The organism is Bartonella sp. HY328, from assembly GCF_025449335.1.
Classification (GTDB): domain Bacteria; phylum Pseudomonadota; class Alphaproteobacteria; order Rhizobiales; family Rhizobiaceae; genus HY038.
Window position 1 is genome coordinate 1,477,012 of the sequence record NZ_CP104883.1, and the last position, 23,235, is coordinate 1,500,246.

A 23,235-nucleotide genomic window follows, 5' to 3' on the forward strand; every position below is an offset into this window, starting at 1 on the left:
AATTCATTGATGTCCCCATCAGAAAGCTACACCCTAATGAGAAAGTTACACGTTAATGAGAAAGCTAAAAGCTAAAATAGTGCTTTATGGTTTTGAGGGTGGTTTCAAATGAAGTGACTCATAGGTTATTTGCCTATCTGCATATAAACGCGGTTGGCCTTTTAAAAAGCGATCCGCATCAATGGCTAAACTGCAAATATAATATATACGCTTTCTTTCTGGTATTCTTTGACATGCTTTTATTTCTTTCTCCCTTTCGTTTTGGTCAAGAACAAATTTTCTTATGAAAACTTCTTCCCTTGGCTGATCGCCAATGCGGTACGAGCTACCATAAAAATTGAAGTCAAAAGGCCCGCAAGCAGTTAAGAAAAAACACATGCTAATAATAATTATTTTTTTATTTCCAAACATCTTACAATCTACCCCTAATATAGTTGCGATATTTATAAAAATAATAATTTATATTAAATAAGTAATATTTTTTAAATATATATTTATAATATTAAGGCAAGATTTTGAAGTTATTTAAAAAATATGAAAATAACTAAGTTTAGATAAAACAACCAAATATTTTATATTTTTGCAGCTAATTTATCTCAAATAATCGGTAGGGCTTTGCGGTTAATCAGTTTGGCTGCTTGTTTAAGGTTAAGTTTGTGGCCAATTAATGTGCCAAATCCTTGTTCCTTTGGGGCAAGCGCGCTACTATAAATGTCATAAAGACCATTATCTATGGCGACAAAAGTTGTCGGATATGCCTTGGTTGCAGCACAAGATTTGGGGCAACCAGTAAGGTGCACATTATCCAAATCATCGGGTAAAAGTAAGCTCGCTAAGTTTTCTGCATCTAATAAAGTATTTGATAAGGCTTTGGCGCATTTTGGCGCACCGGCGCAAGCAATAATTTTGCCCCTAACGTCATTTATATCGACTATAAAGCCTTGCTCTGCCAAAATATTGTTGATGTCATTGGCTTGTTTTAGGCTGCAATTGGCAAATATTATGCTTTGCCAAGGGGTAAAAATAAGCCCTTGGCCTTGTGTGTACTCATCAACAATATTGGCGAGCAAATTGAGCATTAAAGGCGTTAACCGCGCCAAGGGTGGTTTTACCCCTAAATAATAGTGATCGGCTTTTAGGCTTGCATATATGCCAAGGTAATGGCTGGTTTTACTATTTCTTATAAAATGATCAGCTGGATAAATATCAAGCTGGCGCGATTTTAAATAGGCAATGATGTCTTCATTGCTTATTGCTTCTTGCAAATGTTTCATGCGCTGAAGCTGCGGCGCGTATTTTTGCCTTTCAAATAATAGATCAATCAGCGCATAAATAAGTTGGTGGCCTTGCTCAAAGACAATTTTTCCCAAAGCTTGTGTGCGGGATGTAGATGTGGTTGGGCAAGAGGCAACACCAAAAGCAAAATTTTGCCCCTCATCGCAAAGCGAAAGCCAAATATCACTTTTATGATCAAGCACGGCACATGATTCGCCGCCATCAATTAAAAAGGAAAATTTAGGCGAAAGATTTTGATAATGTGTCTGCACATAAAGTGATAATTCTTGGGCAAATGGCCTAATATCACGCAAGGCAAGGGGGTCAAAACCTGCGGTTGGATTAACCATGATATTGCGAACATCATCACCATTTTTAATCTTGGGGCCAAAGCCCGCCATGACCAGTTTTTGTGAAAGAGAAGCGGAATTATCAGCGGTTACCCCACGAATTTGCACATTTGCCCGCGTTGTCACTTCCAAAAGACCATCGCCAAAACCATCAACTAGCTTGGCTAAAGCGCGTAATTGTGTCGCATCAACCTGACCTTGCTCAAGCTTAATTCGGCAAATACCACCATCTGCAGACGCCGGCATTCGGAATAATCCGGGGCAGGCCCAACGCCGATCATCATGATTTTGGTTATTTGATTTAGTTTTAGTCATGTCATTTTCTTTTTCAAAAAGCAGCCTTTTGTCTTGCGCTTGATGCAAACTGATTTTATTGCTTATTCATGACAAATCAAGATGAAACATTGCCAAAGCGTGAAGATGATATAATTCAATCGAAAGCGTGGCTAAAAATAATTGGTATTGGTGAAAATGGTGTTGAGGGCCTAAGCGAAGCTGCTTGCCTTATCATTAGCAATGCTGAGCATGTTTTTGGCGGCATGCGTCACCTTGCCTTGCTTGATAAAATCATCCATGGCACTGCCCATATTTGGCCACAACCCTTTTTAAACGCTATTGAAGAGTTGAAATTATTGCGTGGCCAAGATGTGGTTGTGTTAACCACTGGCGATCCAATGCATTATGGCGCTGGGGCAACAATTTGTCGCCATTTTGATCTTTCTGAATTGTCAATTATATCACATCCATCATCTTTTTCTTTGGCCGCAGCACGCCTTGGTTGGGCCTTGCAAGATGTTGATTGTCTCTCCATACATGGTCGCGCTGTTGATAGCTTTGTTCGTTCAATCACCAATAAGCGCAAAATGCTTATTCTTGCCAATGATGGTGCTAGTGCGAGCTTCGTTGGTAAAGAGCTTTGCGCCCGTGGTTATGATCAAAGCCAAATTTTCGTTTTAGAGCATCTTGAGGGCAGACTAGAGGCAGTCCATTTCTTTCTGGCGAAGGATTTTGAGGGGCAGCATTTTGCTAAATTAAATATAATTGGCGTCAATTGCTTAATTGATCCAGCCAAACAACAATTGCCTAGTTTTTCAACGCTTCCTGATGATGCCTTTATCCATGATGGGCAAATATCAAAACGGGATATTCGTGCCATTACCATGGCACATCTTGCGCCAACCTCGCATGAATTATTATGGGATATTGGCGCCGGAAGTGGCTCTATTTCGATTGAATGGTTGCGCCTTGGCTATGATTGCCGCGCTATTGCCATTGAAAAAAATGTACAACGGGCCCAAAATATCCGGCAAAATGCCGATAATCTTGGTGTTTCTTCACATTTGACTTTAGTTGAAGCAAGTGCCGTCGATGTGTTAAAGCACTTAGAAGAGCCAGATGCTATTTTTATCGGTGGTGGTTTAAGCAATAATGGCCTTTTTGATCAATGTTGGCAAAAGTTGAAATTGGGTGGCCGCCTTGTGGTCAATGCAGTTACTTTAGAAAGTGAAGCATTGGTACTGGAGATCAGCCGCAAATATGGTGGGCATCTTCATAAAATTGTTTTAAGTTCAGCCGATGAACTGGGAAATTTCCACGTATGGCGGCAAGCATTGCCGATCACTATGCTCATTTTGCGAAAAAATACCACTCGGATGTAAAAATAGCTTTGACTTAAGTTTATCGATCGTCTTTCTCATTTGCTTTTTTCAAAAACAAATGCGCTCAGCATTTATGATCGCTCGTCTTTCTCATTTGCATTTTTCAAAAACAAATGAGCTCAGCATTTTATGATCGCTCGTCTTCTTCATTTGCTTTTTTCAAAAACAAATGCGCTCAGCATTTTATAGCCGCTCGTCTTTCTCATTTGCTTTTTCAAAAACAAGGCGCTCAGCATTTATGATCGCTCGTCTTTCTCATTTGCTTTTTTTCAAAAACAAATGCGCTCAGCATTTATGATCGCTCGTCTTCTTCATTTGCTTTTTTGAAAAACAAATGCGCTCGCTTTAAAAACTCTATTGGATTTTGTAGCAAAATGAAATATTATTCAAAATACTGATTTAGATCTATACTAAATTATTGCGTTAATAACCTTTAATTTATTTTATTTTACTTAAAATTATTACCAAAAATAATTGATTAAAGGCGGCTTGTAGGGGATTCTATGCACATTATAGGTATGGTATTGGGGTGCTTCTTAGGAGGTGCATTTTTTGGGTGGTGGGGTGCATTATTTGGCACATTAATAGGCCTAGGCATAACCGCGCAAATTGCTCTATCAGAATCAAAAAGCCAATTTTCGCTATTACAAAAAAAAGTAGAGTTTCAAGAAGCAAAAATATCTGAGCTTGAACAAATAGTTTCAAGCTTAACGCCAACATTGCCTGAAGAAACCACGCCTAATGAAATTATCTATAAATTTGGTGCTGCAAATGAAGCGGATATGATAAATGAGGCTGAAACGCCCCTTGATATTTCACAAGCACCGCAAAAGCCTAAAGAAGCCTTAGCTGTTAATCAACAAGCGATTGTTTTAGAAAAAGAAACGAATGAGGCTGTTATTTCTGAATTGCCAGAAAAAGCACAAGAAAAAGCACAAGAAAAAGCTCAAGAACAAGCTCTTAAACAAGAAGTTGAGCAGCCAAGGGTAAAAATCAATAAGGTTAATATCCCCGTTGCAGAACCAGTTTTTGTTTATCCTATTGGCCAAAAATCTAATAAGCCATTAGAGCGCAATGACAGTTTAGCAGATAATGTTAAAGATAAAAATCAAGCGCAGTCTTGGACTTATGAGAGCAGAGCCAAGCCAAAAAGTGAAAGCACTGAAGCCGAAGATTACGCCAACCAAGAAGATTACGCCAGTCAGGGTGAAAGTCAATATCGCGCCGATGATCTGCCGATTATGAAGTTGTTTGACAAAGTGTCACGCTGGTTTTTACGCGGTAATCCAATTTTAAAAGTTGGTGCCATTATTCTATTTCTTGGGCTTGCCTTTTTATTACGCTATGTCGCAGCCCATACTTATTTCCCTATTGAGCTTCGTTATGCGGCGGTGGCTTTTGCGGCCTTTGCGCTTACTGCTATTGGCTGGAAAGTGCGAACGAAAAACCCAGCTTCAGCTTTGATGCTGCAAGGCTTGGGAGTAGGGGTATTCTATCTTACTATTTTTGCGGCTATGAAGCTGCATCCGCTGATTGATCCTTATATGGGATTTGCCATTTTGGTGCTTGTTGCAGCCGCCGCAATTGTTTTAGCGCTTTTGCAAAATTCCTTAAGTTTAATGCTTGCTGCAACAATTGGAGGATTTGCTGCACCAATTTTGGCTTCAACCGGTGGTGGTAGCCATATTGCGCTATTTAGCTATTTTGCAATTTTGGATATCGCTATTTTAATTATTGCTTGGTTTAAAGCTTGGCGTTCGCTTAACCTTGTTGGTTTTTTTGGCACTTTGTCGATTGGCGGCGCTTGGGCAATGCGCTCTTATGAACCATCTTTTTATCTTAGCACTCAGCTCTTTTTGATTTTGTTTTTCTTGCTGTTTTTGGGCATTGCTTTATTATTTGCCAAGCGTCAGCTAATCGAAAGTTTAGACGGCAAAAATGGCGATATAACATCATTGATTAAAGCCGCACAGAAAACTTATTATGTTGATGGCACATTGCTATTTGGCGTGCCAATTGTTGGCTTTGGTTTGCAATATGCGCTGGTGCGCAATTTCGAGTTTGGCCCTGCATATTCAGCTTTTATACTTGGTGGGTTTTACATTATGTTGGCATTTGCCGTCTTAAAACGTGGGCAAAATGCATTACAATTATTATTTGAGTCTTGCCTTGTTTTAGGTTTAATCTTTGCGTCCTTAGCCGTGCCGCTTGCCTTTGATGCTGAGTGGACAACATCAATATGGGCGCTCGAAGCTAGCGCTATTTATTGGCTTTCATTGCGGCAAAATCATTTAACCTCACGCTATTTTTCCTTAGCAGTGTTAACGGGTGCCGTGATAAGTTGGTTTGCAACCTTGGATGCTAACGGCACAGACACTGTTCTTAACGCATCAAAACTTGGCACGGTGCTTATTGTTTGCTCCTTGGTATTTACATGGTGGAATGCATCAAGGGCTGATAAATCGCGTTGGAAAGAGTGGGAAAGCAATATTCCAGAAATATTGGCTGGTGCGTCGGTTGTGGCAATCGGTTTAAGCCCGTCGGTTTTCTTTGCCTATTATGGCGCAACAATTGTAACCGCAATTTTATCTACTATCATGGTTATTATTGGTCTAAAATTGCACAATTGGGTGGTTAAATTTTTTGCAACTATCTTCTTCTTTTATTCAGGGGTGGTTTATCTGCAGGGCATAAGTGTGCAAAATGCTTATGCTGAATTTAAGCCCGATTTTCTTCCCATATTTATTTTGTCATTGTCATTATTAATTGCCAGCTTTATGGCGCAATATCAAATTAAAAAAGATGACGCTAACAATGATGGCACTCAAAAAGAAGATTTGACCGATAGAATTTTCGAAGGAGTTTTTGTTGGTCTAATGGTGTTGTCATGGGCGTTTATGATTTTGGCAACCATTGATTATAATGCGGCTGGTTTAATCAAAGTTCATGGTGTTCTGGCTGTTTCTATTGCAAGTTTTATGGTTTGGGCTTTACTTGCACAAAAATTTCAATGGCGCATTTTGGCAAATATCTGCCTATGCTTTGCGCCCTATGCGCTTATTATCTTTGTTTGTGCCTTTACCCAAGATTTTTCGGCTGTGCCGAGCGTAGACGATATTTCTCAATTTGCTGTTGCTGCACTTTATAAGCCTTGGGCCAATTGGGGTTGGTTACTGTGGCCTGCAAGCTTGTTATTACATGGCGCAATGTTGTTTAAGCTATTGCCTTTAGGTCAAAAAGACATTGCGCGTGTTGTGCATATTGCTGGTGCTTGGTTGGCTGTTTGCTTGGCGTCTGCAACTTGCAGCGCGCTGCTTATCGATGTTGCAGGCAGCTTTAATGCATGGCGTTGGCTTGGCTGGCTTGTAGGGCCGGTTGGCTATCTCATTCTAGTTACAGCCAAGGGGCAAAAATGGCCGTTGACGAGTGATCCAATGGCCTATCATGTAATAGCAGCTACGCCTGTTGCTGCGCTTACTTTCGGCTGGATTTGGTTTGCCAATATTATTAATGATGGTAGTGCAGTACCGCTTCCTTATATTCCGCTGGTTAATCCACTTGATCTGGGGCTACTAATTTCGCTTTTTGCTTTGTTTATGTGGAGCGATCGTGAACTATTTATAAAGGAATTTTTGTCTCGTCAGGCCATTTTATTGATATTTGGTGTGACAGGTTTTGCTATTATAACCGCTATAATCTTGCGCTGCGTTCATCACTTTGCTGGTATTGATTGGCAAACGGCAACGCTTTGGTCATCAACTATTGCTCAAACAACCTTGGCAATTGCTTGGACGGTGATTGCACTTTCCGCTATGCTGATAGGTAATCGCAAAGGCTTACGCGTATTATGGATTTGTGGTACAACGCTTATTGGCGTTGTTGTTCTCAAATTGTTTACGGTTGATCTAGGCGGTAGCGGCACTATGGAGCGGATTATTTCCTTTACCGGTGTTGGTCTGCTCTTGTTGATTATTGGTTATTTTGCACCCATGCCACCTAAAGAAATGCAAAACCAGTTTAATCAGAAAAAAGACGGTGGGGAGCAAGAATTATGATGCGCTTTATATATGTTTTTGTAGCCCTTTTTATTGGTTTGCAAATACCAAAAGCACTACTAGCGGCAGAAGTAATTGAGAAAGATGCAAGCTTGGAGCTTGCTGGCAAAGGCCCTTGGTACCAGTTGCCGCTTGATGCTACGCTGCAATTACAATCAGGCAGCGCGGAGCTAGGCGATATTCGCATTTTAGACAGCGATGGCAAGGCGCAGCCCTATGCCTTTTTTAACCAATCTGATTTAAGATTAAACCAGCCTAATTTAGTGCGCCGCCGACAGCTACAAACGGAGCTTTATCCATTGCGTGGAAATGACGCAAAAAATGGCTACCAGTCTAATATAAGTATTAATAATAGCCGTGATGGCACGTCTATCATTATCAATAATGATGGTGTTAGTCGCCCCAATGATGACACCGTGCTTGGCTTTATAATAGATTTAAAGCAGGTTGTTACTGGCATTGAGCAATTGGAAATTGATTGGGCGCCATCAAAGGATGGCTTTTTTCCTTATCGTTTAGAAATTAGCGATGATTTGGTGCGTTGGCGCTCGCTTGAAAATGGTGAGCTTTATCGTTTAACCAATGATAATAGTGAAATTGCCAAAACAAGTCTTGATATCAGAGCTACTCAAGGTCGGTACTTGCGTTTAATGTGGCTTGATAAGACAAAGACGGCCACCATAAAACAAGTTGGTGTTAGTTCTCGCGAGGTTATCGCTGCAAATTTAAAGTTTGAACCAGTTTGGAGTGCTACTTTACCAGCTAAGCGTGTTTCTAAGGACAATTTAAGCCGTGAAATTTATGAGCTAACCTTTGCTGCACCGCATAATATAAATGGATTAAAAGTCCAATTACCTGATGGTTACAGCTTGGCACCATTTACGCTTTATGGTTCTAATTTTACCAATACTGGTAATTGGTTTTTGTTGCGCCAAGGCATGTTTTATCAACTGCAAGGAAAAGATGGCGAGTTAACCCGACTTGATAGTGTGGAATTGCGTGATAATTCCTTATCCCAGATAAGAATTGAAATTGATAAGCGCGGCGGTGGGCTTGATCTTGATGTTTTGCCCGTTGAAGTTGCTTTAGAGCCTACTAGTCTTGTATTTTTGGCTCGCGGTAAAGCACCTTTTTCCTTGCATATTGGCCAAAGGCAGCAAAATTCTATGGCGCTTGAATTTGCCAATCTTGTGCCAGGTGCCATTGATATTGATGATGAGCGCATTAGCCATGCAACCTTAATTGAACCGTTAAAAAATGTTGTTGAAGCACCGATTGTTGAGACGCCTGCTGAGACAAATTGGAAGCAGTTTGTGCTATGGGCCGTTTTGATTGTTGGGGTTGCGTTTTTGGTGTTAATGGCGTTTCAGCTCTTGCGGCAGGCCGAGCAAAATAAAAATAAAACGTAAAATTTAAAGCTTTGCTTTGATTAGATTTTCTGCAAAGGCATAAGGATAAAGATTTAAAGCTTCTCGAGTTATGAGGGGCTTTAACTTTTTATCCTATTACGTTTTCAAATCTTTCATCATCAATTTGTCATAAGTTTTCATTTTACACTGATAATTAGATTATCTGAATGTTGATGGTTAGAGTTTGCAGTTGCAAATTTTATATTTAAGACAATAAAACTCTAAGTTTAAATCCTATCCAACAGGCGATAAATGAGCCTGCAATATTACAGCATAAATAGTCATCAATCGATGAGAGCTATCTTCTAAGTTTTAAAAACATAGAAGAAAATTTAAAATTTTAACGCAAATTCTAACCTTGCTCAAAGGACAAAGCTATGCTGACCCTAAAATCACTGCCAATATATTATAGAAATATTTCATTGACATAGGCAAAATTAAATACCAAATAATCTATGCCAATCATCAAAACTAACCTTATTTTAATAATTGCAATGTTTTACATTATTATAGCTTGATGTTTTCAAGCTGCATTTACCTACCAATATAACAAGTTTAGATTTTCCCTTAAGCTAATTGCAACGATGCTTAACTGTTATGAACAGCGCCTGAAAGAATTGTAAAAGACTTAATGGATAACTATAAGCCATATAAGGTAAAATTAGGCTTCACGTACCCCAATGCTTGTATAGAGATTAAAACTTAATTGAGATATAATGCAGCTAACTTGAAGTTCGCGGAAAGTCCCTCACAATGCCCGAGCTTTTCTATTTCTTTGCAGTAAAAAACCGAAATAAAGATCCATCTGTAAGTTTACAAACACCTGTTGTATTGAGCTGTCTGATATTGACAATATATTCGCAATTTCCCCGCATACCGCTAGATGAGTAAATTGTAATAACACCCTGCATTGCAGAAGGTGATATATTTGACGACTGATAATTCGCGCTCGTACTCCCTCCAATCGCGACCGCACCACCATAAGAATTGCTCACATAGGCACTACCAGAGGTCTGAGAATAAATCGTCCCCCAATTCCGATAACTTCCGTCTACGGTCATAGCTTGTCCTTCGAAGTTTTTTCCTGACATTTGGAAATTGAAATTGACATGTCCCGTAAGTGGATCAACATAATCAAATTTTACCAAGCCGTGTTTACTTGCCGCAGAATTTAACGGATAAAGGGATGCCTGCATCAAAACACCACGATTATTTAACGATGTATTTTGTGTACATGCACACAATATAAAACAACAAGTTATAATGAAGGCCTTGTAAGAGTAGTGCATGTAGTCCTCATGAAAATGTTAAGAAAAATTGGAAAACTTAATAGCGAAGATAATTCAAAAAATTTAATTGTAAAGCGCCTCCAAAGCATTATATTTTTGTGACTGCTGTTTAAAGTAGTATTTACAACCAATAGAAATATTATGATATGTTAAATAACAATTGAGGGATGATATAGCTAAAAAATTCAAATCAATGATTTTAGAAAAAATGCCGCATTAAAAACGTAAATATTTGATGTAAACCATGAAAATGCATTAAATAAAAGCACATTTTAATCTTGTTATTCGTCGACTATCTAAAGGGACGTAATGATGAAATATATTATATTAATTAGTATGATATTTCTTTCTAATTTCTTATTTATTGATAATTCAATATCGAGCGATGCTGTAAAATATAATATAAATTATAATGGCTTAAGGGCTTGCTATATCGTTAAAGATAGCAGTATTAGCGTTGATAGCAAAAATATTGTGGTTAAATTTTTATCAAACAGTATAGGGCCACGTGGTATAGGTGGCTGTGGTTGTACCTCAGCCTTATTAAAGGTTAAAATTTTAAATACTATAAATGGCGAACAAATCGCCCAAAAAATCATTGATCCGCAATCAGATTATAAATTGGTGAAATTTAAAAATAAAGGTTATAAGCATATTGAACTGCGCCTTAGCTGTAATAATACTTAATTGGCAAAATCGATGTAACTAACGCGATGATATGCGCAGCAGCTAAAAGAAGCGTGATAGCTGTATAGCTTTGCTTATGACAAAACAGACCGCGCGGCTTGCCATTTATTACCAACCCTTTTTGGCCTAAAGTATAGCCAGCCTATATTTTAAAAATGAATAATTTATTGATAGTGCCAATTAGCTTCTAAACATAGCTTAACTGGTTCTTGCCAAACATTTTTATCACCTTTAAATGGATTGGTAAATTTTTTAAATTCATGTACATTCATTAATTTTCCATTTGCAAAGATAATTATTTTTTCTTTGTTTAAAGTTTCATCAAAGGCAACATCTTGAAAATGAAAATAGTAAACTTTTTCTTGCCCACGCTTTAAGGCTATTAATTTTAGTATTTCCTCGCTATACCATATTGGTTCCTCACGTAATGTGATGAAATTTTTTTTACTCTTATAGTTTTTGTAATATAAAACTATTGATTCATAATAAAAATCTTGTTGCCATTTTATGTCTTTATCATAAGCAGTAAAGCTTACGGCTATAAGGGGATATGTACTCTCAAATTTTTTGGAAAAATCTGTTTCAATCATTCGATTGGTTTGCTTATCAACCACGATAGGCGCGGTCACATATAATTTTACCTGCATACCATCGGTTATAATTTCGCTCTTGCAAATATCGTTTTCTAAAGTTTCAGCTTTTGTTTGAAAACTAGAAAACATTAAAAAGCTAAATAAAAAAAATCTACTTAACCTAGACATTGATAACCTCGTTACCGGCAATTAGAGCGCATTTCGATCTGATTGGATCCAATCGGCGCTCTAATCCATTGTTTATACCGCGTTTTTTGTCCGAAAACCGCTTCACACTTTTCGGAAAACGCTCTAAATGGTGGTTCTTTTAAATATGTTTTGCGGCCCAAAAAGATTAAAGGACAAGTTATTTAAGCATGTAAGAGTTGAGTTGGCAAACAATGATTGTGAAGGCCGTTTGAATTTTTTGCCACTTGGTTGCGTGTAAACGATACGGTTAACCTGCGTCATTGCAAATATATTGGTTATCAATTGCTATAACTCAAACATTAATAAAAAAAGCTTTTAGAATGTAGGACTTAATCCGCATATGACCATTCAATTTCTTGGCAGACGGTAAATGGTTCTTGCCAAATATTTTTGTCATTTTTATATGGATTAGTAAACTCAATAAAAGGGTCGATTTCTTTAAGCTCAGCTAATTGTCCCGATACGCCAACAATTGCTTTATAGCCCTGTTCTTTATATATTTGTTCAAAATACGGGCGATGCAAATGGTTGAAGACTACTATAGAGTTGCCTTGTTTTAGATTAAAAACGTTAAGGATATCTTTTTTTGTATGCCCATATGCTGTTAACGCACCATGAATATCAGCATGATCTTTCTCATTGGAGCGACGGTACCAACTGTAAATGCCTTTTTTATACAAATCTTTTTGTATTTTTATATCTTGATTAAGTGCAGTTAATATTACAACAAGGCCAGGAGACTCATAGTCTATACCGTTTAAAATAAAATTACCGTCATTAAGAATGTTATCGGTATCACGTTCACCCTAATGGTTTTGGGGACAAGTAATTCAATTTTCATATTGCTAAGGTAAAGGACATTTGGCAGTTATTAAAATCTATATCAGAAGCACTTGTTTTAGATATATGAAATAATAAAACCGTAAATAATAATATTCTGATTAGTATGACCACGATAAAATCCTTAATAAATCTAATTTACCAATATAAATATTTTTTAATAATAGGCGATAACATTATAGAATTTTAAATAATTATATATATTATACTTATATCAATAAATAATATTTAAATATAGCTTGCTAGCAACAATTTATTTTGGATGACACATAGGTCAATAATGCGATGATAAAATTAAAAGATTATAAAGAAGCATTATTAAGGCGAGGAAATGTATTGAGAGTAAAAGGCATATATCCTCATGAAGCGTTTGTTGACTTGATGATCTTTGAAACACAGAAAGCAATTTGTCCGCTAGGTCTTATAGTTACAACTGGGTATAAGGCTGGTTTAATTCTACAAACATATCCTGAGGAAGCTTATGCATATCCATTAAGCGGCATATATAAGCATTGGCTAGTAGAGAACTGGATAAAATGGGGGTATCCAAGCTGCGATATTGATGATGTATATATTATAGAACGTTATTTTACCGCAACGGTCTGTTTTTAATTCGGTAAAATTGGGCTGCCCGATTTTAAAAGGCTTAATGCCGGTTTTGCTTGGTTTCTTTCATTGAGCAGCATTGAAAACTAAATTGATAAATTTTAGCATTATTGAAGGTTTCATTGCAAATATCTCGGTTAAGCACTTGGCTTTTGTGTCGAGAGCCAATCTTGCAGCTTTTACCAATCCCTTTTACTAAAAACAGACGCATCGCCACCAAGTCATTTATTCATAGCTTTTGAAGGTTGAAAGCAAGCATATTTTGCTTTTGTTTTTTTAAATGGAGATTAGTTGTCTTTTATAAAGTATTAAGGCTGAGGAGGCGGTCATTTGCTAGCTTAAAGGGGAGGGGCTTTTAGTTGATAATTGTCAACTAGTCTCGCCTTATTGTTTCAATGAACATTGGCAACCTAAAAAGAAAATGTGTTGCTATCTCAATCTCAATCTCAATCTTTGCCAAGGGAATGGATTGGCAAAGAGTTTATTCTCCTTAAAAAACTTGCGAAAAAGGAATGATTGCTATTTGATGCGATTATAAAAAACTAAGGCCAATACCTTAAAAATTATTTTCCCATGACAAGAATATTCCCACATTACCTTTGTAATTTTTAAATATAGCTTATCATCGACATCAATAGCGCCAAGCCTAATAACTGCGGAATAATCCTACCAACTTTCCTTGAATATTAACGCGATTGGCTGGTAGAATGCGGCTTTCATAAGCGGGGTTTGCCGCCTCCAGCTCAATAAGATTTCCCTTTGGCTTATAGCGCTTCAAGGTTGCTTCTTCATCATCAACCAAGGCAACCACAATTTCGCCAGTTAGTGCCACGTCAGCCTTACGGATAATCACCGTATCGCCATCATGAATACCAGCTTCAATCATCGAATCGCCCTTAACCTCAAGGGCATAATGTTCGCCCTTGCCAATCATATCAATTGGCATAGTAATGCTGCTTGTTTGGTGCTGAATTGCCGATATGGGTACGCCAGCTGCAATTCGTCCCATAACAGGAATGTCAACATTACTATTAGCAGCGACAAGGCGATTAGCCGAAATTGTGCCATTGCCAGTGACTGTGCCATTACCAGCGACTGGAAATTTCGATTTGGCAAGCGAATTTGGCGAAGCCAAATTGCTATTATCCGCCATGCTGCCATAATTATAAGAGGGGCGGTGGGGCATATCGGGAAGTTTAATAATTTCCATTGCGCGGGCGCGGTTTGGTAGACGGCGAATAAAACCACGCTCTTCCAATGCGGTGATAAGCCGATGAATGCCCGACTTAGATGCTAGTTCAAGCGCATCTTTCATTTCATCAAATGATGGCGGTATTCCTGTTTCTTCCAGTTTTTCATGGATGAACATCAGCAATTCACGTTGTTTGCGCGTTAACATAAAAACCCCATAAGTCGAATCATTGGCACAAATAGTGAACATATCATATATGTTCCACTATTGTTCTGCAATAGGGGCAAATAATTTAAATTAAATTGCAATTTTGAAGTGGTATTGCATTTTTATAATTTGTTTAAGTACTGTTTTTATTGGCTTATTGGATTTGATGTTTTTAAACAAAAATGCCGGCTGTGTTAGCCGGCATTTTATCAAAAATATTGCATGTTGAAGAATTAATCTTCTTCATTTTCAAACATTTGCACTGGCTGGCTTGGCATGATTGTTGAAATAGCATGCTTATAAACCAATTGCGAATGACCATCTCTACGCAATAAGACGCAGAAATTATCAAAAGAGGTGACAATACCGGTAAGCTTGACGCCATTTACCAAGAAAATTGTCAATGAAATTTTTTGCTTTCTTACGGCATTCAAAAATAAATCTTGAAGATGTTGCGCCCGTTCTGCCATTGTTTTTACCTTTTATTGCGAACCGCATAACTAATTATTTTTATTTCATAGCATGCTAACAGCAAGGGCTGTCAAGTTAAATTCAAAATTATTACAATATATTACAAAATATTTTGTTTTTTGGCTTGTAATTGTAGGATTTTCGCCGCTAACGCTTTTGGTTTCGAGCAAAGATCGGCCGTTGGAGCGGTTGGCGTTATTTATGTTCAATTGGTTTAAACGCCCATTAATAATTATTGAATTGATAGGGCCTATACTCGCCTTAGTTTTGCGCTTTGTTCATTACTATGTAAAAATTGTTGCGGCAAGCTGTTCAGCAACAGTTCAGAATAATGGGCTATCTTTAAGGCAATGATACGAGGTTACTTTTATGAATAAGATTTCGGCACTTTTTTTGACATTGCTTGGAACGGCGTTGATAGCGCCATCGGTTGGTTATGCAAAAATGACAATTTATACCAATCCGCCAGCAGCTGCTGCGCCATTGCCACCAGCGCAACCAACACAACCCGCACCGCCACCACCGCCAGCACAAAATCAATATCCGGAGCGTCCTGTGCAGCCTGCACCACCACCAAGTGGTAATCGTCCGCAGCGCCCGATGCCACCGCAAAATGATAGGCCAATTGTTGTGCCAGGTCCCGTTGCGCCGCAATATGACAATGCCTATCCGCAGCGCCCAATGCCGCCACAATATGACCGCCCACAATATGATAGACCGCAATATGATAGACCGCATCCTCCGCGTCCTATGCCGCCGCAAGATAGCCATGGCTATCCCTTAGACACAAGACCAAATTATCAAGGACCAAATGGTCAAGATTACGATAGGCCAATTTATAATCCAAATGCACGGCCGCAATATAACCGACCAAATTATAACCCACCACGGCCAAGGCCACAAGACCAACGGCCAGTTTACCGTGATGATGATAGGGGCTATTATGATCGTCCATCGCTCTATTAAGAGTGGTGATGAAATAAAGTTAGTTTAAAAGTCAATTAAGGCTGGAAATAGACAAAAATTGGAAATGGTTTTGCCAATTCTAATAGTCTATTTCCAGCCTTTTATTATTTGTTACTGGTAAATATTGGGTATAAAACCTGTTATTGCATTAATCAACTGCCATAGTTTTTTGCCAACTGAGCCAAAATTTATCCCTATTGCTGCATGCAGATAAAATTTATCTCAAATGCAATGAATGTAAAAATTTGTTTCGGTTGTGTGGCATATTTTAAAAACCCTATCGGCGCAAAATAACTAGAATAAGTTTAAATTCCTGTAATCGGCTAACAAGTGCATTTTGCTATTTTGATTGCGGGGTTGGACATGACGGATTATTTAACCAATATTGCAGGTGAACTTAATAGCAAATTCGCGCGCTTAACTGTTCTTGAGCGCCTTGAAGCCGTTGCCACATCTTTTCCTAAGGGCTGTGTTTTTACCACCAGTTTTGGCCTTGAGGATCAAGTTCTTACTCATTTTATCGCGCAAAACCGTCTTGCTATAAAAATTGTTACCTTAGATACGGGGCGCTTGTTTCCGCAAACCTATAGTCTTTGGCAGGAAACAGAAGAAAAATACGGCATTAGAATTAAAGCAAAATACCCCCAAAGTGAGGGGCTAGAAGCATTGATTGATGATCAAGGCATTAACGGTTTTTATTTTTCGCCTGATATGCGCAAACAGTGCTGCTTTACCCGAAAAATCGAGCCTTTAGGCCGCGCATTAATCGGGCAACAGCTTTGGGTAACCGGTTTGCGTGGTGATCAATCTGCAGCACGTCATGATTTGGCATTTGTATCGTTTGATAGTGGTTACAATCTTATTAAAGCAAATCCGCTTTATGATATGAGCCGCAACGATCTTGTATTGATTGCGAAGCAAAATGACATTCCGATTAATAGCCTACACCAGGAAGGCTTTTTATCTATTGGCTGCGCGCCATGTACCCGCGCCATACGCGCTGGCGAGGAGGAGCGTGCTGGCCGTTGGTGGTGGGAAACTGAAACTGCCCGCGAATGTGGCTTACATGTGCAAAATAGCCATTCCTTGTCCGCAAAAACCACCAATCAAGCCCAAGCAGCTTTTGAGAAAGTTTGACAATGTATTTAGAACAAAGCGGCCAACCGCAAAACCCAAATAAACACCTAAACTCAAGTAAAAATCATGCTTCTCAAAGCCATTTGCAACGCCTTGAATCGGAAGCTATTTTTATCATTCGTGAAGTTGCGGCAACGGCTGATAATCCGGTAATGCTCTATTCCATTGGTAAGGACTCTGCGGTTATGCTTCATCTTGCCATGAAAGCCTTTTACCCCGGTATTCCGCCATTTCCATTGCTGCATGTGGATACGGGGTGGAAATTTCGTGAGATGATCGAGTTTCGCGATGAAACGGTAAAGCGTCTTGGTTTAAACCTTATCGTTCATAAAAATGAAGAAGGCATCAAGGCAGGAATTAACCCTTTTGATTCAGGTTCGCGCATCCATACCGATGTAATGAAAACAGCAGGCTTAAAGCAGGCATTGGACAAGTATAAATTTGATGCCGCCTTTGGTGGTGCAAGGCGAGATGAGGAAAAGAGCAGAGCAAAGGAACGGGTTTTCTCGCTGCGCTCAAGCGAACACCGCTGGGATCCTAAAAAACAACGGCCAGAGCCTTGGTCATTATTTAATACGCGCAAAAATAGTGGTGAAAGTTTTCGAGTGTTTCCATTATCCAATTGGACTGAAAAAGATATTTGGGATTATATTGCTTTGGAAAATATACCGGTTGTGCCGCTTTATTTTGCCAAACCTCGCCCTATTGTGCAGCGTGATGGCATGCTTATCATGCGTGATGATGATCGCATGGTTTTACGCGATGGTGAAAAGATTGAGCAATTATCAGTGCGCTTTCGCACTCTTGGCTGCTATCCATTAACGGGTGCCATACAATCAACTGCTGCAAATCTAGATGATATCCGCGAAGAAATGCGCCTATCTCGCACATCAGAACGGCAAGGCCGCGCGATTGATAAGGATGGCAATGCTTCCATGGAACAAAAAAAGCAAGAGGGGTATTTTTGATGTCGGCTGCTTTGAAAATAGATCATTCACCTTCTGATGAAGTTTCACCATCTGATGAGGTTTTAAAGTCATCGCTTGATGTTTCTTTGCCAGTACAAATGCCGCAACAACGCTCGCTATTGCGCTTTATTACCTGTGGTTCGGTCGATGATGGGAAGTCCACCTTGATTGGCCGGATTTTACACGACATTGGCGCTATTTTTGATGACCAGCTTGAAACATTGGAGCAAGATTCGCGCAAATTTGGCAATAAGGACGATGTATTAGATTTTGCACTTTTGGTTGATGGTCTTGCTGCCGAGCGCGAGCAGGGCATTACTATTGATGTGGCTTATCGCTATTTTTCAACGCCCAAGCGTTCCTTCATCATTGCTGATACACCAGGCCATGAAGAATATACCCGTAACATGGCAACGGGCGCATCAAGTGCTGATCTTGCTATTATTTTGGTGGATGCGCGAAAAGGCATTTTGCCACAAACCAAACGCCATTCCTTTATAACCTCAATGGTCGGTATCCGCTCGGTTATTGTTGCGGTTAATAAAATGGATCTCGTTGATTATGACGAAGAAACATTTCAACGCATAGAAAAAGACTATCGGGCATTGCTGCCAAGTTTGAATTTTCAAGATATTATCTTCATTCCAATGAGTGCCAAACTTGGCGTTAATGTCACCCAAAAAGATGATAAGCTCAGCTGGTATCAAGGGCCAACGCTGCTTGATTATTTGGAAGATATCACGCCATTGACATCAAGTATTAATTTTGATGAGCCACCGCGTTTGCCCATTCAATGGGTTAATCGTCCCAATCTTGATTTTCGTGGGTTTTGCGGCACGTTGAGCAGCGGTGTTTTAAATGTCGGTGATGAGGTAAAGTCCCTGCCAAGTGGTCGTACAAGCCGCATTAAGGAAATTATTGCCCCATCAGGCTATGTAACCCAAGCCATAAATGGCGATGCAATAACTGTTACGCTTGAAGATGAGATTGACAGTTCGCGCGGTGATGTTTTGGTGCGCCAAGATGATCCCATCCGCCCATCTAAAACGCTTAAGGGTGAAATCCTATGGATGAGTGAAACACCATTGGAAAATGGTCGGCGGTTGATTTTAAAACTTGCTAGTAATGTGACACCTGCAACCACGGACACAATCGAGCAAAAATTTGATATTCACAGCTATAAGGGTAGCCCTAGTCAATCGCTGCAAATGAATGAGATTGGTCATATTTATATCACGGTTGAAAAGCCAGTGGTGGCAACGCCTTATAATGATAATAGGGGGCTTGGATCTTTCATTTTGATAGATGCGATAAGCAATGAAACTGTCGCCCTTGGCGTTGTGCGCAATTGCTTTGATTATAAGTTTTCAAATGATGAAACTGAAAAGGCGACAGATACACCTACCTTATATCATCTGGCACAAATTTGGCTAAATGCGCCGCTCAGTAAAGCACCTGCAATTATTTTGCTGCGTGCCATTGCCTCGCTGGTACTTGCTGCTATTCCATTGGCTTTTGGTGCACCAGCATTGGCCGCTTGCGCAATTTTTGTGGTTGATTTTCTATTTCGCCCATTTTTACGACTGGTTATTGATGACCATACTAAAACAGGGCAAAATGACTTTGAAGAAGGTGCTGGCATTTAAATCAGGCAGATCCTTAACTGCTTTTTAACAGTTGAAAAAAAAGGGGCAAAGCTCCCTTTTTGGTTTTAATAAGATAATTTTTGCTAGGTGTTGTTTGCTTAAAATAACACCTAGCAAAATGTTCACCAGCCAAGCATTGATAATTATATTTTATGCCGATAGAGTAATCCTATCGGCTATTTGCATCTTGACCTGTGATAAACTATTAATAATCATTGATCGATCTATTATTGGTTTCCCTTTTTTTTGCCGTAGGATAAAATACAATTATTATGAGTTTGTATTTTATGGTTTTGGGTGTTTTCCTATTGGATCATAATGAATAAATTGGCGACCGTTATAATTGATATTTGCGTAAAACGGTGGCCAAAGCGAAATGGCAGGCGAATTATATGGTATCTAGAAGATTAAGTCATGAAGATGGGCATCGCCGCAAGTTTTTGGTGGTTATTGATGAGACGCCGGAATGTAAAAGAGCTGTTGCCTATGCCTCTCGGCGAGTAAAGAATACAAATGGCGCCCTTGTTTTGCTGTTTGTGATTGATAGTTCAGAATTTCAGCATTTCCTTGGCGTTGGTGATGTAATGCGGGCAGAGGCGGAAGAACGGGCAAAAACCACCTTGTCTCAAATTGCTGCCGAGGTGCGTGAAGGTTTGGGCATTGAAGCTGAACAAATTGTTCGCGAAGGCAAAGCTGCCTTAGAAATAGCAAGCCTCATTGAAGATGATCAGGATATTGCGGTTTTGATTCTTGCAGCTGGCGCTAATGCAGAAGGGCCGGGGCCATTGGTGGAGGCGGTTGCAGGGCGCAATTCGTCATTTGCAATTCCTGTTACCATTATTCCGGCAAATCTAAGCGATGCTGATATTGATGCTGTGACATAAATTCCTATATAAACGCCTAAAGAATATTAAAAATTAGGCTGCTTTTAGTATTATTTCTTTTTTAGAATTTTTTTGTCGCGCTGGTTAAGTTTTTAGTTAACGGAAATTGTCTTTAAGACAATTATTGGTGATGGCAGCTTATTAATAGCAGCAATAGAATAAGGTTATGCACTATGTTTATTCAAACAGAAACTACTCCTAATCCGGCAACGCTAAAGTTTTTGCCCGGTAAAATTGTTCTTCAAGATGGCGTTGAAGATTTCCGCGATGCCGAAACAGCCTCCGCGCGCTCGCCGCTTGCAGCTAAATTATTTGCAATACCAAGTGTTTCAGGGGTGTTTTTTGGCTTTGACTTTATAACTGTGACTAAGGCTGATGGCGAATGGGCGCATTTAAAGCCTGCTATTCTTGGCACAATTATGGAGCATATGATGGCTGATTTGCCGATAATGGCGATAAGTGCAAATCAGCTTAATCATGACGAGGAAGAATTTTTTGCCCCCCAAGATCAGGAAATTGTTGATACGATCAAGGAATTACTTGAAACTCGTGTCCGTCCTGCGGTGGCTCAAGATGGTGGCGACATTACGTTTCGTGGCTTCGAGCACGGTGTTGTTTATTTGAATATGCGTGGCGCATGCTCTGGTTGCCCATCATCTACTGCAACGCTTAAACATGGCATTGAAAACCTATTACGTCATTTTGTGCCTGATGTTGTTGGTGTTGAGGCAATGCCGCAATAGGTAATATGCGCGTTTTCGACATTTGCTGATAACTTGCTGTTAATGGAATAATCGCAGCATTTTTAGTTATCTATATGGTTTGCAATCGCCAAATCAAAGTGGCTATGCAGTTCTATTTAAGAAAGGCCCAAGTGGAATCACTTGGGCTTTTTTTATAAAACTGTTATGAATTAGTGCAGACTTAGCAATGATAATGAAAATTTATTCATGAGTGTTTTTTTTTGATGAATTTTTTAATTTTTGCTAACTAATTGATATTATTTATTTTATTTAAAGGTCTTACAGTTTTCTCTTTTATCTATGTCTTTTTTTTAAAAAAAATAACATTTTAATGTTGACGTTTCAGAATACTTCTATAAAGAGGTGTTCACCTAACAAGGAGGGGTGGCCGAGCGGTTTAAGGCACCGGTCTTGAAAACCGGCGTGCAGGAGACTGTACCGTGGGTTCGAATCCCACCCCCTCCGCCATTTAGACATTTTAATGTTTGATTTATGTCTTTTTACAAATCATCACAAAAAAAATAAAATTATTAGATTATGGCTTTGCTTTAGTCGTTGGGCGGGGCGCCACCAAATCTATTTCACTCATACATTGCCAAGTTGATCTGACCTCGCTTGATAATGGTTTAATGGTATCAGCAAAAAGGCCATGATTCTTAAAAATTGGCTCTGCGGTATGACGGTTTGTCTATTTATTGTATCTAATATAAGTTTTGTGTATTTATTTTTTTCTTTAAAAACAGTCTGTTAGATGTAGAATAAAAGAAAATTGTGTTTTTTGGATAAAAACTGTTGACGTTAGCGGTTCTCGAACGTATGTTCCGCCCACTTCTCGCAGAAACTTTCTGTAAGGGAGCGCGTAGCTCAGCCGGTAGAGCAACTGACTTTTAATCAGTAGGTCCAGGGTTCGAATCCCTGCGCGCTCACCATATAATTTTCCTTAATCATTCATCTCATATATTTTTGTTGAATTTTCATTCAATTTGCTTGGCTTGTTTTGCGTTTTAATGGCACTCAATCTAACGGTTTTTGGCAGATACAAAATGGGGCGCTATTTGTATGGATAGCGACCCAAGTCTTAAGCTTAAATGGCTTGGTTAAAGAACGTCTTGCCAACTTTCCATTGCGGTAATGACAGCTTTAATATCCTTATGGCGATTTACAACCGTTGCTGCACCGACTTCGGTTAAAGCGTCTGCTAGGCCGGGATAGACATGGGTGCCGCCGGTAAAGCCAATAACGCGCATGCCAGCGGCAACAGCAGCCGTTGCGCCAGGAACTGAATCTTCAATAACAACGGTATTTTCTGGCGCAATATTAAAAGATTTTGCCGCAGAAAGAAAAACATCGGGGGCAGGTTTTGGTTTTTTTGATCCAGTTTCTGGCGCCGAGAAAATCTTGCCTTCAAACAGGTCATAAAGAACGGTCGCCTGAAGCATTTTTTTGATATTTTCACTGATAGAGTTTGAGCAAATGCAATAGGGCAGATCAAGCGAGTTGACCAAATCACGAACGCCATCAATGGCAAGCAATTCACTATCTATCCGACGGACAAATTCACTATGGGCTTTATCGAGCAAATTGGCCGATAGTGGAATATCAATTTGCTTTTCAATTGCTATTAAAGTGTCTTCAAAGGTCATGCCATTATATCGTTCGGATAATTCTTCACCGGTTGTGGCAAAGCCAGCATCGGTTAATAATTCGGCTTTAACTTTCGACGATAAATATTCTGAATCAACCAGAACACCATCGCAATCGAAGATTACCAGTTTTATCGCAGTCATTGTTATTCCTTAAATCTAGCACTATTGGTAAAATTTATAATCATGCTTCTATAGATAAGGGTAACTGGCTTATATTGCAAAAAATATTGTCGATAAAATAAATTTCCATCCAAAATCTATTCTTAAATGGACTTAACCCGAATATCTAAATTGTGCCTTAGCCAAGACAGTGATGAGGCGAAGTTTTTAAATGGCTGGTTAGGCTTTGCTCAATAGTTTGCGACTCGCTAATGGATAAGAAAGTTTAAAAAAGGCGAAAAAATGCTTTCAACAAGAATTTTAT

At 39.2% G+C, this 23,235-nt stretch carries 19 protein-coding genes and 2 tRNA genes; 13 read left to right on the top strand and 8 right to left on the bottom strand.

The window, feature by feature from the left end; translation table 11 throughout:
* Positions 1-84: 84 nt before the first annotated feature.
* Positions 85-411 (bottom strand): hypothetical protein, encoded by a 327-nt coding sequence (locus N5852_RS06290; protein WP_262099556.1) that lies wholly within the window; start codon positions 409-411, stop codon positions 85-87.
* A gap of 185 nt (positions 412-596) precedes the next feature.
* Positions 597-1,940 carry a precorrin-3B synthase gene (cobG, locus tag N5852_RS06295; RefSeq protein ID WP_262099557.1) on the bottom strand — a complete coding sequence of 448 codons (1,344 nt, stop codon included), beginning with the start codon at positions 1,938-1,940 and terminating at the stop codon, positions 597-599.
* Positions 1,941-2,008: 68 nt separating this feature from the next.
* Here cobG and cbiE point away from each other — a divergent pair, with 68 nt between their 5' ends.
* From cbiE to N5852_RS06310, 3 genes are all read left to right on the top strand, one after another.
* Entirely contained in the window at positions 2,009-3,283 is a 1,275-nt protein-coding gene (cbiE, locus tag N5852_RS06300) for a precorrin-6y C5,15-methyltransferase (decarboxylating) subunit CbiE (protein WP_262099558.1), read from the top strand.
* A 503-nt stretch (positions 3,284-3,786) separates the two neighbouring features.
* Positions 3,787-7,338 (top strand): DUF2339 domain-containing protein, encoded by a 3,552-nt coding sequence (locus N5852_RS06305; RefSeq protein WP_262099559.1) that lies wholly within the window; start codon positions 3,787-3,789, stop codon positions 7,336-7,338.
* Positions 7,335-8,747, top strand: a complete 1,413-nt coding sequence (locus N5852_RS06310) for a DUF3999 domain-containing protein (RefSeq protein WP_262099560.1) — start codon at positions 7,335-7,337, stop codon at positions 8,745-8,747. The genes N5852_RS06305 and N5852_RS06310 overlap by 4 nt, the downstream gene beginning before the upstream one ends.
* Positions 8,748-9,514: 767 nt before the next feature.
* On the opposite strand, the gene N5852_RS06315 is transcribed toward N5852_RS06310, so the two are convergent.
* A complete protein-coding gene (locus tag N5852_RS06315) occupies positions 9,515-9,943 on the bottom strand; it encodes a hypothetical protein (protein ID WP_262099561.1) in 429 nt (142 codons plus the stop codon).
* A 402-nt stretch (positions 9,944-10,345) separates the two neighbouring features.
* Here N5852_RS06315 and N5852_RS06320 point away from each other — a divergent pair, with 402 nt between their 5' ends.
* Complete coding sequence (locus N5852_RS06320; RefSeq protein WP_262099562.1) at positions 10,346-10,723, top strand: hypothetical protein; 378 nt, start codon at positions 10,346-10,348, stop codon at positions 10,721-10,723.
* A 164-nt stretch (positions 10,724-10,887) separates the two neighbouring features.
* Here N5852_RS06320 and N5852_RS06325 read toward each other — a convergent pair whose 3' ends face one another.
* Positions 10,888-11,484 (bottom strand): hypothetical protein, encoded by a 597-nt coding sequence (locus tag N5852_RS06325; protein WP_262099563.1) that lies wholly within the window; start codon positions 11,482-11,484, stop codon positions 10,888-10,890.
* Between the two features lie 350 nt (positions 11,485-11,834).
* On the bottom strand, positions 11,835-12,185 hold the full coding sequence (locus N5852_RS06330) for a hypothetical protein (protein WP_262099564.1): 351 nt from the start codon (positions 12,183-12,185) through the stop codon (positions 11,835-11,837).
* 445 nt (positions 12,186-12,630) lie between these two features.
* On the opposite strand from N5852_RS06330, the gene imm45 reads away from it, so the two are divergent.
* Positions 12,631-12,957, top strand: coding sequence for an Imm45 family immunity protein (gene imm45, locus N5852_RS06335; RefSeq protein ID WP_262099565.1), 327 nt, complete (start codon positions 12,631-12,633; stop codon positions 12,955-12,957).
* Positions 12,958-13,597: 640 nt separating this feature from the next.
* On the opposite strand, the gene lexA is transcribed toward imm45, so the two are convergent.
* The gene (gene lexA / locus N5852_RS06340) at positions 13,598-14,350 is read right to left on the bottom strand and encodes a transcriptional repressor LexA (protein ID WP_262099566.1); all 753 of its coding nucleotides are present in this window, start codon (positions 14,348-14,350) and stop codon (positions 13,598-13,600) included.
* A gap of 233 nt (positions 14,351-14,583) precedes the next feature.
* Positions 14,584-14,820, bottom strand: a complete 237-nt coding sequence (gene hfq / locus N5852_RS06345) for an RNA chaperone Hfq (protein WP_182417023.1) — start codon at positions 14,818-14,820, stop codon at positions 14,584-14,586.
* Between the two features lie 370 nt (positions 14,821-15,190).
* On the opposite strand from hfq, the gene N5852_RS06350 reads away from it, so the two are divergent.
* The 8 genes from N5852_RS06350 to N5852_RS06385 all read left to right on the top strand — a co-directional run bounded on the left by N5852_RS06350 (position 15,191) and on the right by N5852_RS06385 (position 22,094).
* Positions 15,191-15,787 carry a hypothetical protein gene (locus N5852_RS06350; RefSeq protein ID WP_262099568.1) on the top strand — a complete coding sequence of 199 codons (597 nt, stop codon included), beginning with the start codon at positions 15,191-15,193 and terminating at the stop codon, positions 15,785-15,787.
* A gap of 363 nt (positions 15,788-16,150) precedes the next feature.
* On the top strand, positions 16,151-16,924 hold the full coding sequence (locus N5852_RS06355; protein ID WP_262099569.1) for a phosphoadenylyl-sulfate reductase: 774 nt from the start codon (positions 16,151-16,153) through the stop codon (positions 16,922-16,924).
* 2 nt (positions 16,925-16,926) lie between these two features.
* A complete protein-coding gene (cysD, locus tag N5852_RS06360) occupies positions 16,927-17,892 on the top strand; it encodes a sulfate adenylyltransferase subunit CysD (RefSeq protein WP_262099570.1) in 966 nt (321 codons plus the stop codon).
* Positions 17,892-19,538 carry a sulfate adenylyltransferase subunit CysN gene (gene cysN / locus N5852_RS06365; protein WP_262099571.1) on the top strand — a complete coding sequence of 549 codons (1,647 nt, stop codon included), beginning with the start codon at positions 17,892-17,894 and terminating at the stop codon, positions 19,536-19,538. The genes cysD and cysN overlap by 1 nt, the downstream gene beginning before the upstream one ends.
* A gap of 392 nt (positions 19,539-19,930) precedes the next feature.
* Positions 19,931-20,422 carry a universal stress protein gene (locus N5852_RS06370; RefSeq protein ID WP_262099572.1) on the top strand — a complete coding sequence of 164 codons (492 nt, stop codon included), beginning with the start codon at positions 19,931-19,933 and terminating at the stop codon, positions 20,420-20,422.
* A gap of 173 nt (positions 20,423-20,595) precedes the next feature.
* Positions 20,596-21,165 (top strand): NifU family protein, encoded by a 570-nt coding sequence (locus tag N5852_RS06375; protein ID WP_182417062.1) that lies wholly within the window; start codon positions 20,596-20,598, stop codon positions 21,163-21,165.
* A gap of 378 nt (positions 21,166-21,543) precedes the next feature.
* Positions 21,544-21,633: transfer RNA gene (locus N5852_RS06380), tRNA-Ser, on the top strand.
* A 385-nt stretch (positions 21,634-22,018) separates the two neighbouring features.
* Positions 22,019-22,094, top strand: a tRNA-Lys gene (locus tag N5852_RS06385).
* 168 nt (positions 22,095-22,262) lie between these two features.
* Here the strand turns inward: N5852_RS06385 and N5852_RS06390 are convergent.
* Positions 22,263-22,952: an HAD family hydrolase gene (locus tag N5852_RS06390; RefSeq protein ID WP_262099573.1), complete on the bottom strand. Its 690-nt coding sequence runs from the start codon at positions 22,950-22,952 to the stop codon at positions 22,263-22,265.
* Between the last annotated feature and the right edge of the window lie 283 nt (positions 22,953-23,235).

Excerpts from the sequence above, each read along its gene's own strand:
- N5852_RS06290 (WP_262099556.1), bottom strand. The coding sequence starts at position 411 with ATGTTTGGAAATAAAAAAATAATTATTATTAGCATGTGTTTTTTCTTA.
- cobG (WP_262099557.1), bottom strand. The coding sequence starts at position 1,940 with ATGACTAAAACTAAATCAAATAACCAAAATCATGATGATCGGCGTTGG.
- cbiE (WP_262099558.1), top strand. The coding sequence starts at position 2,009 with ATGACAAATCAAGATGAAACATTGCCAAAGCGTGAAGATGATATAATT.
- N5852_RS06305 (WP_262099559.1), top strand. The coding sequence starts at position 3,787 with ATGCACATTATAGGTATGGTATTGGGGTGCTTCTTAGGAGGTGCATTT.
- N5852_RS06310 (WP_262099560.1), top strand. The coding sequence starts at position 7,335 with ATGATGCGCTTTATATATGTTTTTGTAGCCCTTTTTATTGGTTTGCAA.
- N5852_RS06315 (WP_262099561.1), bottom strand. The coding sequence starts at position 9,943 with ATGCAGGCATCCCTTTATCCGTTAAATTCTGCGGCAAGTAAACACGGC.
- N5852_RS06320 (WP_262099562.1), top strand. The coding sequence starts at position 10,346 with ATGATGAAATATATTATATTAATTAGTATGATATTTCTTTCTAATTTC.
- N5852_RS06325 (WP_262099563.1), bottom strand. The coding sequence starts at position 11,484 with ATGTCTAGGTTAAGTAGATTTTTTTTATTTAGCTTTTTAATGTTTTCT.
- imm45 (WP_262099565.1), top strand. The coding sequence starts at position 12,631 with ATGATAAAATTAAAAGATTATAAAGAAGCATTATTAAGGCGAGGAAAT.
- lexA (WP_262099566.1), bottom strand. The coding sequence starts at position 14,350 with ATGTTAACGCGCAAACAACGTGAATTGCTGATGTTCATCCATGAAAAA.
- hfq (WP_182417023.1), bottom strand. The coding sequence starts at position 14,820 with ATGGCAGAACGGGCGCAACATCTTCAAGATTTATTTTTGAATGCCGTA.
- N5852_RS06350 (WP_262099568.1), top strand. The coding sequence starts at position 15,191 with ATGAATAAGATTTCGGCACTTTTTTTGACATTGCTTGGAACGGCGTTG.
- N5852_RS06355 (WP_262099569.1), top strand. The coding sequence starts at position 16,151 with ATGACGGATTATTTAACCAATATTGCAGGTGAACTTAATAGCAAATTC.
- cysD (WP_262099570.1), top strand. The coding sequence starts at position 16,927 with ATGTATTTAGAACAAAGCGGCCAACCGCAAAACCCAAATAAACACCTA.
- cysN (WP_262099571.1), top strand. The coding sequence starts at position 17,892 with ATGTCGGCTGCTTTGAAAATAGATCATTCACCTTCTGATGAAGTTTCA.
- N5852_RS06370 (WP_262099572.1), top strand. The coding sequence starts at position 19,931 with ATGGTATCTAGAAGATTAAGTCATGAAGATGGGCATCGCCGCAAGTTT.
- N5852_RS06375 (WP_182417062.1), top strand. The coding sequence starts at position 20,596 with ATGTTTATTCAAACAGAAACTACTCCTAATCCGGCAACGCTAAAGTTT.
- N5852_RS06390 (WP_262099573.1), bottom strand. The coding sequence starts at position 22,952 with ATGACTGCGATAAAACTGGTAATCTTCGATTGCGATGGTGTTCTGGTT.